This window comes from Metabacillus fastidiosus NBRC 101226, from assembly GCF_001591625.1.
Lineage (GTDB): Bacteria > Bacillota > Bacilli > Bacillales > Bacillaceae > Metabacillus > Metabacillus fastidiosus.
The window spans coordinates 19,475-32,049 of record NZ_BCVG01000010.1 but is presented as its reverse complement, the minus strand read 5'-3'; the positions used below and the strand labels follow the sequence as shown (position 1 = coordinate 32,049).

Here is a 12,575-nt window from a genome sequence, read left to right as displayed (position 1 = left end):
ATGAAAGTAAAAACCCTTGTTGTGAATGGGCTCTTAGCTGCGATATATATTGTCGTAACAATGCTCATCCAGCCAATTGGATTTGGGAATATCCAATTTCGTATCCCTGAAATATTTAATCATCTAATTGTTTTCAATAAGAAATATATATATGGAATTCTTTTAGGTGTATTTCTGGCAAATTTATTTTTTTCGCCAATGAAGGTCGATGTTATTTTCGGCGTTGGACAATCACTGATTGCCCTGCTTATTACAATTGTTACAGCGCGCTATATAAAAGGAATTTGGATGCGAATGTTTATTAATACGATCGTCTTTTCATTTACGATGTTTATTATTGCATTTGAATTGTATATTTTCACAGATTTAGATTTACCGTTTTCTCTATTATGGTTAACGACAGCTATCGGAGAATTCGTTGTCATGTTTGCAGGGGCACCAATTATCATTGCGATTAACAAACGCATTCATTTCGAGAAAATAATAGATTAAATGCAAAAAATGCCTTCCTTCTAAAATGAAGTGAGGCATTTTTTTATTTTATTCTGCTTGTATCTTCTCTTTTGGCTGTGCTGATGTTACTAAACGGTCATTCGTTAATAAGAAAACAAATACGATAACTAAACCCGCTGGAATAAGAGCCCATGTAAATGTCTGTGTAATCGAGCTTGCGAGTATATTCGTTATTTTTTCTAAAATAGGGGCTGGAATGGATGCTCGTGCTTCAGGTGACAGGATAGCCCGAGGATCAGCTGACATTCCTCCCTGGAATATTTGTCCTGTCTTATCAAAAGCACTGGCCATTTTATCTGTGAATTCATTTCTTTGAATGATTCCGTAAACTGTAATTCCAATCGTCATTCCTAATTGGCGAACGAAGGAAATAGTAGAATTTGCTGAACCTCTCTGTCTTACATCCATATGATGAATTGCTGCCATACTTATGACAGAGAACGAAGCACCAGTACCAAGACCAACGATAATCATAAAAATAGTCAGTGTCATTTTCGATGTATTTTCATCCAATGTACCAAGCAGATAAATGCCAAGTACAAAAATAAGGGCAAATACGATCATGACATTTCGATAACCAACTTTAGCTGCCAAAATAGCGCCAAGCTGACTGGAAACAACTACACCGAGCATCATCGGCAGCAAAATAAGACCCGAATTCGTCGCTGATCCTCCTGTCACACCTTGAACATAAATTGGGATATAGACTGCGGCAACAATGAATCCTACCCCATAACAAAGACCAACAAGAGTACTGGCGGCAAATAGACGATTTTGGAACATTTTAAATGAAATAATCGGTTCTGTTACTGTTCTCTCAATAAATAAGAATGCGACGAATAAAACAGAGAAGGTGCTAAATAAACCTATAATAACAGCTGAGTTCCATTCATATTTATTCCCGCCAAGCTCTAAAGCGAATATGAGACAGACGACTGCTCCAACAAGTGTAAATGCACCGAGCCAGTCAATGCGCTGTTTTGAATGTTCATGAGATTCCTTATAATATTTTAAAACGAAGAAAAATGCGATAAAACCGAGCGGCAGGTTAATATAGAAAATCCAATGCCAGCTTATGTAATCTGTAATATATGCGCCGAGGAGCGGTCCGAATACACTTGAAAGACCGAAAACTGCTCCGAATAATCCTGTCATTTTACCACGTTTTTCCGGTGGGAAAATATCAAATAAAATAGTGAAAGTAATCGGAATTAATGCTCCGCCGCCGATTCCTTGAATTGCCCTGTAAAGACTAAGCTGCTCAATACTTTGTGCTGTTCCGCAAAGAATCGAACCGAGTAAAAAAACGATAAGTCCAAAAATAAAAAAACGTTTCCTTCCGTACATATCAGATAGTTTACCAAAAATAGGCATACCAGCCATTTCTGCTACCATATACGCGGAAGTAACCCAGATGAATTTATCCAATCCACCCATTTCACCAACAATTGTACCCATTGCTGTTGCAACGATCGTATTATCCATAGATGACATTAAAATCGTCAATAATAGGCCCGCAACGACAAAGTTAATATTTTTATTTGCTTCCACTAAGTTTTCTCCCTTTTTTATAAATTAGCTGCCGCCTTTTATTGAATCATATGGATATGCTTTACTGCAAATTATTTTTTGTAAATTTTACTATAAAAACGATTACTGCTGTTTCTTTAAATACCAAAGATAATTGCGCTTGTCTTCCAGTTCACGTTCAAAATAACCTATATATCCAAATAGCAAACTAATGTCTTTTGCTGCCTCATTATCTTTCTTTTCATACTTTTCTTTCAATCTTTTTACTTCCTTTTTCACAATACAATGATCATTCTCATCTTTCTCTGCTGCTTCAAATATATCTGTCTCTTCATCTGGAATGAGTTCAATCCCCATAAACTTCCTCACATCTCCATTAACCCGGCGTTCAAGTCTGTATGCATATTTCGCATTCTCGAGTTCCTCTATATATTTCGGATGGATTTTAATTGATTTCGGAATAACAGTTTGATCAATGATAAACTTCTTTAAACGATCAATAATATTCATTGCAATTCATCCCTCCTTCTTATTAATACAACCTGTTCATCTAGTGCAGTAATAATCCATTCCGAAAGAATTTTAGTTAGCATGTATTTATAATTGAATCTTTAACTAATGTAGAAAACCCCCGGGCATGATATCATTTTAGAAATAGGGGGAGTTAAATATGAAGAAACTATATGAATTGCTTGATGGGTTTTATAAAGAGATGGTAGAGATTAGACGTCATTTGCATCAATATCCTGAGCTTTCATTTGAAGAAGTAGAGACACCGAAATTTATTGCGGCATTTCATGAAAAACTCGGGCATGATGTTCGAACAAATGTCGGTGGACGAGGTGTTGTTGCAACTTTAAGAGGTGAAAAGCCTGGACCAACAGTTGCATTAAGAGCTGATTTTGATGCACTTCCAATCCAGGAAGAAAATGAAGCAGCCTATAGATCAAAAGTAGACGGGGTTATGCATGCTTGCGGGCATGATGGACATACGGCAACATTATTAGGTGTTGCAAAAGCATTAAATAAATTAAAAAGCGAACTGGAAGGATCTGTCGTCTTTATTCATCAGCATGCAGAAGAACTTCCTCCAGGTGGTGCAATTGCGATGATTGAGGACGGCTGCCTTGACGGTGTTGATGTTATTTTTGGTACACATTTATGGGCTACAGCACCGCTTGGTGAAATCGGCTATAAGGTCGGACCATTCATGGCTGCTGCTGACCGCTTTGATATCAAAATTCAAGGATATGGAGGCCATGCATCACAGCCTGAACGGACAAAAGACAGCATTGTCGTCGGTTCCCAGCTTGTAACCAGTCTCCAGCAAATTGTAAGCAGACGTGTAAGCCCGTTAGATAGTGCTGTCGTCTCGGTTTGTTCCTTTGAAGCTAAAAATCCATTTAATATTATTGCAGATTCTGCTGTTTTAGCAGGTACAGTAAGAACGTTCAAAGAAGACACAAGAGATTTTATTGAAGAAGAGATAGAACGTATTATAAAAGGTACTTGCCTCACTGCAAATGTCAGCTATGATTACACATTTTTAAAAGGATACCCCGCAACAGTAAACCATAAAGAAGAAACAGAATTCATTGCAAAGACAGCTGAAACTGTACCGGATGTTCAATCTGTGAAAGAATATGAACCACGGATGGGGGCAGAAGATTTCGCTTATTATTTACAACATGTAAAAGGCACTTTTTTCATGACAGGAGCAAAAATTGCCGGACGTGAAACATATCCTCATCATCATGCAAAATTTGATTTCGATGAAAAAGCTTTATTAATCGCTGCAAAGGTGCTAGGTACAGCAGTATTATCTTATATGGAAGAAAATTAAATCCCACTATTAACCATATTATGAATATCCCTCCATTCTTTCGGGTATATTAACTCTTTAGAAATACTTCATTACAATGGAGGGATAAATATGACTGCTAGAAAGTATGTATGGGAAGATATCTTAAAAACAGTTAAAAAATTAGACCCTGAAAAATTAGAAATTGTAAAAGCAACATTACCCGTTGTACTTGAACACGGTGAAGCAATTACAACAAGATTTTATGAACGTTTATTCGAAAACCATCCAGAATTGAAAAATGTTTTTAATTTAACACATCAAAAAACAGGTCATCAGCCGAAAGCACTTGCCAATGCTGTTTATGCAGCTGCTGCCAATATTGAAGATATGAGTGCCATTATGCCTGCACTCGAAAGAATCGGACAAAAGCACCGCAGCTTGCAAATTAAACCTGAACAGTATCCGATCGTCGGTGAAAATTTATTAGGTGCTATTAAAGAAATTCTTGGTGAAGCAGCAACGCCTGAAATTATTGATGCATGGGCAGATGCTTACACAATTATTGCTGATGTATTTATCAAAATGGAAGGCATCCTTTATAAAACAACAGAATCGGCACCAGGAGGCTGGGGTGGTTTTAAAGACTTCGTTATCGATAAAAAGGTAAGGGAAAGTGATGTTATTACTTCTTTTTATTTGAAACCTAAAGACGGGAATGAATTACCATTATTTATTCCGGGACAGTATATTACAATTAAGGTCGATATCGAACAAGAGGAATTCACACATTTGCGCCAGTACAGCTTATCAGATCGCCCTGGCTTAGATTATTTTCGCATAAGTGTAAAACGGGAGGATGCTCTTGAAGAAGGTTATCCGAAAGGAGTCGTATCTACTGATTTGCATGAGCTTTTTAATGAAGGAGATACTATCCCGATTACAGCACCGGCCGGAGATTTCTATTTGGATATGGAAAGCAGGGCACCGGTTATTTTGATTAGCGGCGGTGTTGGACAAACTCCTATGCTTAGCATGCTTAATACCATTATTCATGAACAGCCTGATCGAAAAGTCTACTATATTCATGCAGCAATGAATAGCACAGTACATGCCTTTAAAGAAGATGTAAAAAAAGTATCTTCAGAACATGAAAATGTAAAAGCTTTTACTTTTTATCAAACACCAACCGATGAAGATAAGGTCTCTCATAACTTTGATGAGGAAGGCTATATTACATTACCTGCTTTACAAAAAATTCTTCCTTCCAATGAGGGTAATTTTTATTTCTGCGGACCGGAGCCGTTTATGAAAGCAATTAACAAAGCATTAAAACAATGGGATGTTCCAGCAGAAAATATCCACTATGAATTTTTTGGTTCTTTTGGTAACTTGGACAGCGATTGAATAAAGGAAAACTCCATCAGTATTTTTATTCCCTGCTAACAGTTATTAAACTAATCGGACATTTCAACACAGTAAAACAAAAAAATTCAGACCCTGTTTCTATAAAGGATCTGAATTTTTTTGTTTCTATTTCACTAGTTCTGCGTTATTATATTCTAATAAAATATTTTTCTTATATATAAATTTGTGTATAACTTCACAAGTGTACATTTTTTAAAAACTTAAAATGAAAACGATTTCACAATATATACACAATTATGTAACAGAATGTGCTGACAATAAAACAGCTTTCATTTATAATAAGGATAACATTAATAATACTATCTAAAGGGGTAATATTAAACAATGAAACAGTTTGTTTTTTTAATAGATACAGGTAATGAAACAAGTGAACATAAGATACATGCTACTGGAATGACAGACGCATTAAAAAGAGTTCAAGATTTAAAAAATCATTTAAATGACAATAGTAACTCAGACTTAAAAATCAAATTTAAAGGGATCATTTATGAAAACGCTTTCTAATCATGGTTTGAATTGACAAATTCCTTTCTCCTCCCTTATACTGATTAATAGAGTTTAATTAATAAAACCTTTTAGGGATCCGTGGACTTTTCTAGATGCAATTCTATTTTCGCCACACAATTGTTTAGTAAATAAATGATTGTGTGGCTTTTTATGTGATGAAAGGAGTAATTTTAATGAAGACTTGGCAATATGCATTTATTGTGTTTCTAGGCGGTTGCTGCTATGGATTATTATCGACATTTGTAAAGCTCGCATACGCTGCCGGTTTTTCTATGCCGGAAGTGACTGGAAGCCAATTTTTATTTGGAGCAATTTTTATTTGGATCATCGCTCTTTTTACAAAAAAACAAAAATTACAATTTGGACAGATATTTAAACTATTAATATCTGGTGTACCTTTTGGTCTGACAGGACTTTTTTATTATGAATCATTAAAAACACTTGATGCTTCACTTGCAATTATCTTTTTATTCCAATTTGTTTGGATTGGCTCTCTTTTTGAATGGATTTTTTATAAGAAAAAGCCTACGAAAAATAAACTTATTGCAATTGCTATTTTAATTGTCGGTTCGGTTCTCTCTGCAGGTTTTGTATTAAATGGGGAGCTTTCTCTTCCATTACAAGGAACAATTTGGGCACTTCTTTCTGCTTTTACATTTACCAGCTTTATTTTCATTAGCGGATCAGTTGCAAAAGAGCTGCCTCCGGTTTTAAAAAGTGCCATTCTTACAACTGGCGGGGTAATCGTTGTTTTAATCTTTCTCCCTCCAGCATTTTTATTTAATACAGAATTATTAACGGGAGTTGCACCGTATGGTTTATTCCTTGGATTTTTCGGTGTTGCGCTCCCGCCTCTTCTATTCTCTATTGGGATGCCACATATTGGGCCTGGACTCGGAACAATTTTAAGCTCTGCTGAACTTCCAGTCGTCGTCTCTATGTCTGCACTTATTTTAAGAGAAGATGTCACGTTATTGCAATGGCTTGGTGTTCTTCTCATTTTAGGTGGAATCATTATTGGAAATATGAGGATGTCTAAAAAGAATGGAAAAAGTATTCAAGTAGATAATCAATCTGCTATTTAAAGAAGATGTCTAAAAAAGGGTAAAAACTGCTCCCTTTAGACATCCTCCTGCAAAGCCCCACTATGAGAATCATTAATCATAGTGGGGCCTTTTAGTACTTTTACGACTTATGAGAGACTTATTGGACAGGTTCTAAACATTTCTCAGGATCTATTTTTATCTCTATCCATCCCCCATCTAATCCCCTTCTATATTGTGCAATTTCAATATCTGTTCCATTCGTCAGCTCAAAAAAAATAAAAAGATAATCATTTCCATCTGTTCCCTTGAAGAAAACATTTTTCACATAGCCATTTTGAACTGTCGGATACCTTCTGCTTACAAGTTTGCACCAATTTCCATATTTAATATCTACAACCGCTTCAGCGTCATGGCTCCATCCATGATACGGAGCACATAAAAAATCCTCCCCATAAAAATGAAGATCATCTATTTTATAAACATCGTTTTCTCGTATAATTGTAATAAAACTATAATAATAAGCAAAATATGTTAAGCCTTTTAGAGAACCCTCAATTGTCTCGATTTCAGCGAAATATTCCCATTTTCCCTTCTCATTTCTTACTCTCTTTAATTTAACTAAATTTATATGGCCTATATTTCGAAAAGAATTAAAAAAATTTTTATAATTCACTCTTTTCTGATATTCTATAGTTAGGAAATTATATACAACTGGATATGGCAACGTCGCCATACCAACTGTTCCACATCCTCCAGCTATATTGTCTGATAAATGAGCAGCTTCTCGTAAAATACTAAAATAGTTTATGATGGTATCCCGAGGTGTAAGCATGAATTGTTTTGGCAGTTCTATTTGTATCGAGTCTTTTTCACCAATTGAATAAGACAAGTTCCTTTTATTTAAAGCAGGCAGCTTAGATGGGCGGAAGTATTTCTCATTCAAGTCTTTGTGATTCGGTCTTGAATGTCTTTCAATATTGCTATTTAATAATCCCTGTTTTTTAAAAGCACCGCCAAGAATGAGAGCTGGTAGTTTCATCAAATCCCCTCCTTTTATTAATCTATTAAAATGAGGATGATTTAATGATATAAATCCGCTGCGATTGCTAAATTTAACTTAAGAGAGGATTTTCAAAATGATTGGAACAAAAAATGATATTATAAAAAAATTCAATGAAAATGCTATGCAATATGATAACCAAAGAAGTAAGTTAATTCCCTGTTTTGATGATTTCTATTCTATTCCTGTATCTGTAATAGAAATAGAGAATGACACACCGAATATTTTAGATATTGGGGCAGGTACAGGATTATTTTCCTCATTTATAAAAGAAAAATATCCGAAAGCCAAAATAACATTAATTGATATTTCTGAAAAAATGTTAGAAAGTGCTAAAAATAGATTTAAAGATGATCCAAATATTGATTATATTATTGCTGATTACACTGATTATAAATTTGAAGAAAAATATGATCTTGTTATTTCTTCCCTGTCGATCCATCATTTAAATGACAATGATAAACAAAATTTATATCATAAAATATTCTCTATACTTAAAGAAGACGGGATCTTTATAAATGCTGATCAAGTTCTAGGTCATACATCTTTTATTGAAAACCTTTACAAAGATGACTGGAAAAATAAGATAGAAGCAAGTGGTCTAACAACAGAAGAGATAAATGCTGCATTTGATAGAACAAAGCTTGATAAAATGGCAACACTAGCAAAACAGCTTCATTGGTTGAACGAGAGCGGATTTAAAGACGTTGACTGCCTTTATAAATACTTTAATTTCGTTATTTTATTCGGGAGAAAAAGTTAACAATAATAATGGAGGCGTATAATTATGTTGAAAAGGGTTATAGCAGTTGTTAGCAGTCTTCTTATCATTCAAGGCTGCAGTATACTCCATAGTTCTGAATCAACAGCAGAATTTGAAACAGAAAATAATGAACTTATTAAAGCTGTAGAGCTTAATGATATACATAAAATTAAAAAACTTATTAGCAATGGTACAGACCTTAATACAAAAGATTTAAGGGGAAGAACCCCTCTTATGATTGCTACCTATAATAATGAACCAAAAATTGTGAAACTTCTTATTCAAGGTGGAGCAGATGTCAATCTACAAGACGATATGGAAAATAATCCATTCCTTTATGCGGCAGCGGAAGGATATACCGATATTGTAAAACTTACGATTAGAGCGGGAGCGGACCCCTCCATTACAGATCGTTACGGAGGCACCGCCCTGATTCCCGCTGCTGAGCATGGTTACGTTGACATCGTTAAAGAAATTCTCACTCATACAAAAGTCGATGTTAATCATGTTAATAATCTTGGATGGACTGCTTTAATTGAGGCAATCATTTTAAATGATGGGGATGAAAAGCAGCAGAAAACAGTTCAATTACTCATTGATCATGGAGCAAATGTTAATATTCCAGACAATGACAACATAACTCCTTTGCAGCATACCCGTAATAAAAATTATAAAGAAATAGAACAAATATTATTAAAAGCAGGAGCAAAATAAATATGCTCCTGCTTTTAATAATATTTGGGTTTAATTTGATCCCCAATCTTAATCTCACCTTTTTTTATAACTGAAGCATATACACCGAAGCTGCCCTCATTATGTTTAACAATTGATTTTAGCACATTTGTATCTTTTGGTAAGTCGCCTTGCGCAAGTGTTGTCATAATACATCGCTTCGTATTTTGCATAATTTTCAGTTCCACTTCATCACCTATAGCTAAGGTTTTACCAACCCATTCATTCTCAATAAAACCTTCTCCGTTTGGAACATCTATAATAATATTCGGCCGGAATCTTCTTGCCTCAATTCTACTGCTTGGGTTTATCTCCCTTAGCCTATCAATTGTTGCAGTCGTAATGAGATGCACAATGCCAATATCGTAAAAAGTGCCTTTTGGTGACTCTCTCGTAAAAATAGAGCCGGGATTTTCCACTTCGGTTAACTCTTCCGGAATATATCCTTCAAATTCAACATCTTCAGTTGAAGGTATTGATAATTTTACATTCCGATTAAAAGTCTCTGTAAGAAGTACATCTTTATCATTATCCGTACTTAAGATCATTTGACCATTTGGAAATGTAATACGAACAGGCGGAATCGGCTCGTCCACATGTGGCGGTTTCACAAAAGCCGCTCTATACTGAAACATATTTGGCCATTTAAGAGGATTTTTAGCATTAGCAAGCTTCCCTGTTTCTATATCAATTACACCGAAAGCACGATCTCCCAAAAGTCCTTTTTCTGTCATATAGCATGCATTCATTTCTTCCCCCATCATTGACTTGACAGGATATCTCCATAATGATGAAACCAGTGGAATTGTCACAATAACTCACCTTTCTTCATCCCTTTAAATTTTTCAACATTAAATTGTAACATTCGGCAATACATAAGAAATCCCTTCTTATTTCTCTAATGAAGAAATGAACTTCATCCATTTTTCAGCACATCTTCAAGCCATTTAAGATGCATACCGAGTAAAGCCTCTGACAGTTCATTAATTGGGGAAAATTTAATTTCCAATGATTCTTTATCATTACAGCATATATTTCCTTTTAGAATACAACCGATTATATCCATCAAATATACCCTCTGCTATTCTTCTAAAAAATCGAGACATTCCATTTTCTAATACATTTCCACGTACACTTAGTAGAGATGCTTCATAATCAAGTTTTTTTCAGCTAACGGCAGTAAATCTAATTCTGTTTCACCTGTCCCATGCAGTAAAAGGAAAGTCAGCTTTGGAGAATTCCTCCATTTTTTTCAAAATATATTTCATGTTCTATCCTCTGCTTCTTTTCTGATCATTTATATAGCAAAATTATCTTGAATGTGAGAAAATTTATTATTAATAACTATTTTTGTCAAAAATTATTACATATTTGTAAATATTATTTAATATCAATAAATATTTAACCTATGCTTACCGATATAAGAAATAAACAGTCTAAAAAAGGGAGATGCAGATGAGACTTATCCAGAACTTAAAGATCCCAACAAAACTACTATTATTAATAGTAATTTCAGCCTTCTCATTAATTATCGTCAGTTTTGTAGGTCATAAATATATGAAAGAGATCGCTCATAGTTCAGAGCTTATTTATAAAGAACGATTAAAACCGATCGAATGGCTTGGTCATATTCGCGTAAATAATCTTATGATCGACTCCTATACATCTGAAGCCTTACTGACAGAAGATAATACAAGATTTGAACAGTTAATGGACTCAATCAGCCAGACAATTAAAGTAAATAATGAAATGCGGGCACAATATGAAGAAGGAGATCTGTATACTGAAGAATTAAAAGGTCTCGAAGATTATTCAAAAAATATTAAAGAATTTACTCCTGTTAGAAATGAAGCTTTTGAGTTAGCAAAAGCAAAAAAGAATGGAGAAGCTTATAAGCTATATACTGAGTTTGCTAATAAGAAAAGACAGGACTTAAACGAAGTTGTCATTGACCTGCAAAATTTCAATCAAGATTTGGCAAATAAAATCAGCCAGGAAAATGAGAAGAAATTAGAAAGTGCTACATTTATCTTAACAACAGTCAGTATCGTTGGAATTATACTTTCTATTATTGTCGGACTATTTATCACTCTTATTATCGTCAAACCAATCAGACAAGTTCAATCTCTTATGCTAAAAGCAGAAGATGGAGACTTTACAACCAGTGGAAGTTATCAGTCAAGAGATGAGATTGGTCAGTTAGTTGTTTCTTACAATAATATGATCGATGGTTTAAAAAAAATGATTAAATCGGTAAGTGAAACATCTGGAATTGTTGCTGCTTCCTCTGAACAATTAAGTGCAAGTGCTGAGCAAAGTGCACAAACGAGTGAGCATATTTCTACGAATATTCAACAGTTGGCAACAGGAACTGATCAACAAGTCTACAGTGTAGAAGAAAGCTCTGATATTATCAACGAAATTTCAAGCTATGCACAGCAAATTAATAAAAATGCAAATCAGCTCTCAGAAAGCGCTTCCCAAACATCAGAGATTTCAATCGAAGGTAAAGAGTCAATTGAAAGAGTTATAACGCAAATGAATTCTATTAATTCAAATGTTTCTATACTTGAAGACTCTATTAAAAATTTAAGTGACAGCTCTGCTGAGATCGGGAAAATTAATGAAGTAATTACTGCTATTGCAGCACAAACAAATCTTCTTGCTCTCAATGCTGCTATTGAAGCCGCAAGAGCGGGTGAAGCAGGTAAAGGGTTTGCAGTCGTTGCTGATGAAGTACGTAAGCTTGCCGAGCAATCAGCTAACTCTGCGAAACAAATAACAAGTCTTATTCAACATATTCAAAATGATACTGGAAAAACATTAAAATCAATGGAATCAACAACAAAAGAAGTCGAAGAAGGACTGCATGTCGTTAAGGATGCGGGGACATCTTTTGAAAAGATTGAAACAGCCCTAAGTGAAGTATTTAATCAATTGAAGGATGTCACATTTGCTATTAATGAATTATCATCCGGTACAGAACAAGTTGCTTCTTCTGTCTCAAAAGTTAAAACAATTGCGGAAGAATCAGCAAATGGTACTCAAAATATTTCCGCAGCAACGCAGCAACAGCTCGCTTCTATTGAACAAATCGCATCTGCATCATTAAACTTAGCAAAAATTTCTGAAGAGCTGCAAGAAATGATTATGAAGTTTAAAATATAAAAAAGGATAGAGCTTTCTCTATCCTTT

The 12,575-nt window shown here is 34.7% G+C and carries 13 protein-coding genes and 1 pseudogene; 8 read left to right on the top strand and 6 right to left on the bottom strand.

The window, feature by feature from the left end; all coding sequences use genetic code 11:
* The gene (locus tag BFA01S_RS04595) at positions 1-492 is read left to right on the top strand and encodes a QueT transporter family protein (RefSeq protein ID WP_066226359.1); all 492 of its coding nucleotides are present in this window, start codon (positions 1-3) and stop codon (positions 490-492) included.
* A 48-nt stretch (positions 493-540) separates the two neighbouring features.
* Here BFA01S_RS04595 and BFA01S_RS04590 read toward each other — a convergent pair whose 3' ends face one another.
* Complete coding sequence (locus tag BFA01S_RS04590) at positions 541-2,064, bottom strand: MDR family MFS transporter (protein WP_429994845.1); 1,524 nt, start codon at positions 2,062-2,064, stop codon at positions 541-543.
* A 102-nt stretch (positions 2,065-2,166) separates the two neighbouring features.
* Positions 2,167-2,553 carry a hypothetical protein gene (locus BFA01S_RS04585; RefSeq protein ID WP_066226355.1) on the bottom strand — a complete coding sequence of 129 codons (387 nt, stop codon included), beginning with the start codon at positions 2,551-2,553 and terminating at the stop codon, positions 2,167-2,169.
* 160 nt (positions 2,554-2,713) lie between these two features.
* On the opposite strand from BFA01S_RS04585, the gene BFA01S_RS04580 reads away from it, so the two are divergent.
* The 4 genes from BFA01S_RS04580 to BFA01S_RS04565 all read left to right on the top strand — a co-directional run bounded on the left by BFA01S_RS04580 (position 2,714) and on the right by BFA01S_RS04565 (position 6,864).
* Positions 2,714-3,886, top strand: coding sequence for a M20 family metallopeptidase (locus BFA01S_RS04580; RefSeq protein WP_066226353.1), 1,173 nt, complete (start codon positions 2,714-2,716; stop codon positions 3,884-3,886).
* 90 nt (positions 3,887-3,976) lie between these two features.
* Complete coding sequence (gene hmpA, locus BFA01S_RS04575) at positions 3,977-5,251, top strand: NO-inducible flavohemoprotein (protein ID WP_066226351.1); 1,275 nt, start codon at positions 3,977-3,979, stop codon at positions 5,249-5,251.
* A gap of 345 nt (positions 5,252-5,596) precedes the next feature.
* Entirely contained in the window at positions 5,597-5,776 is a 180-nt protein-coding gene (locus BFA01S_RS04570; protein ID WP_066226349.1) for a hypothetical protein, read from the top strand.
* 176 nt (positions 5,777-5,952) lie between these two features.
* Positions 5,953-6,864, top strand: a complete 912-nt coding sequence (locus BFA01S_RS04565) for an EamA family transporter (RefSeq protein WP_066226348.1) — start codon at positions 5,953-5,955, stop codon at positions 6,862-6,864.
* A 118-nt stretch (positions 6,865-6,982) separates the two neighbouring features.
* On the opposite strand, the gene BFA01S_RS04560 is transcribed toward BFA01S_RS04565, so the two are convergent.
* Positions 6,983-7,864 (bottom strand): hypothetical protein, encoded by an 882-nt coding sequence (locus BFA01S_RS04560; protein WP_066226347.1) that lies wholly within the window; start codon positions 7,862-7,864, stop codon positions 6,983-6,985.
* A 97-nt stretch (positions 7,865-7,961) separates the two neighbouring features.
* Here BFA01S_RS04560 and BFA01S_RS04555 point away from each other — a divergent pair, with 97 nt between their 5' ends.
* Together BFA01S_RS04555 and BFA01S_RS04550 are read left to right on the top strand one after the other, a co-directional pair.
* Positions 7,962-8,648: a class I SAM-dependent methyltransferase gene (locus BFA01S_RS04555; protein ID WP_066226345.1), complete on the top strand. Its 687-nt coding sequence runs from the start codon at positions 7,962-7,964 to the stop codon at positions 8,646-8,648.
* Between the two features lie 24 nt (positions 8,649-8,672).
* Positions 8,673-9,362 (top strand): ankyrin repeat domain-containing protein, encoded by a 690-nt coding sequence (locus tag BFA01S_RS04550; RefSeq protein WP_066226343.1) that lies wholly within the window; start codon positions 8,673-8,675, stop codon positions 9,360-9,362.
* Positions 9,363-9,376: 14 nt separating this feature from the next.
* On the opposite strand, the gene BFA01S_RS04545 is transcribed toward BFA01S_RS04550, so the two are convergent.
* The 3 genes and pseudogenes from BFA01S_RS04545 to BFA01S_RS23160 form a co-directional block, all read right to left on the bottom strand.
* On the bottom strand, positions 9,377-10,192 hold the full coding sequence (locus tag BFA01S_RS04545; RefSeq protein WP_156483535.1) for an MOSC domain-containing protein: 816 nt from the start codon (positions 10,190-10,192) through the stop codon (positions 9,377-9,379).
* Between the two features lie 104 nt (positions 10,193-10,296).
* Positions 10,297-10,446 carry a hypothetical protein gene (locus BFA01S_RS22270; protein WP_156483534.1) on the bottom strand — a complete coding sequence of 50 codons (150 nt, stop codon included), beginning with the start codon at positions 10,444-10,446 and terminating at the stop codon, positions 10,297-10,299.
* Positions 10,445-10,608: pseudogene (locus tag BFA01S_RS23160) on the bottom strand (carboxylesterase); the annotation flags it as partial. The pseudogene BFA01S_RS23160 and the gene BFA01S_RS22270, both read right to left, overlap by 2 nt.
* A gap of 227 nt (positions 10,609-10,835) precedes the next feature.
* On the opposite strand from BFA01S_RS23160, the gene BFA01S_RS04540 reads away from it, so the two are divergent.
* Positions 10,836-12,548, top strand: coding sequence for a methyl-accepting chemotaxis protein (locus tag BFA01S_RS04540; RefSeq protein ID WP_066226340.1), 1,713 nt, complete (start codon positions 10,836-10,838; stop codon positions 12,546-12,548).
* Positions 12,549-12,575: the final 27 nt, after the last annotated feature.

Coding starts and splice junctions, on each gene's coding strand:
- BFA01S_RS04595 (WP_066226359.1), top strand. CDS start 1: ATGAAAGTAAAAACCCTTGTTGTGAATGGGCTCTTAGCTGCGATATAT.
- BFA01S_RS04585 (WP_066226355.1), bottom strand. CDS start 2,553: ATGAATATTATTGATCGTTTAAAGAAGTTTATCATTGATCAAACTGTT.
- BFA01S_RS04580 (WP_066226353.1), top strand. CDS start 2,714: ATGAAGAAACTATATGAATTGCTTGATGGGTTTTATAAAGAGATGGTA.
- hmpA (WP_066226351.1), top strand. CDS start 3,977: ATGACTGCTAGAAAGTATGTATGGGAAGATATCTTAAAAACAGTTAAA.
- BFA01S_RS04570 (WP_066226349.1), top strand. CDS start 5,597: ATGAAACAGTTTGTTTTTTTAATAGATACAGGTAATGAAACAAGTGAA.
- BFA01S_RS04565 (WP_066226348.1), top strand. CDS start 5,953: ATGAAGACTTGGCAATATGCATTTATTGTGTTTCTAGGCGGTTGCTGC.
- BFA01S_RS04560 (WP_066226347.1), bottom strand. CDS start 7,864: ATGAAACTACCAGCTCTCATTCTTGGCGGTGCTTTTAAAAAACAGGGA.
- BFA01S_RS04555 (WP_066226345.1), top strand. CDS start 7,962: ATGATTGGAACAAAAAATGATATTATAAAAAAATTCAATGAAAATGCT.
- BFA01S_RS04550 (WP_066226343.1), top strand. CDS start 8,673: ATGTTGAAAAGGGTTATAGCAGTTGTTAGCAGTCTTCTTATCATTCAA.
- BFA01S_RS22270 (WP_156483534.1), bottom strand. CDS start 10,446: ATGGATATAATCGGTTGTATTCTAAAAGGAAATATATGCTGTAATGAT.
- BFA01S_RS04540 (WP_066226340.1), top strand. CDS start 10,836: ATGAGACTTATCCAGAACTTAAAGATCCCAACAAAACTACTATTATTA.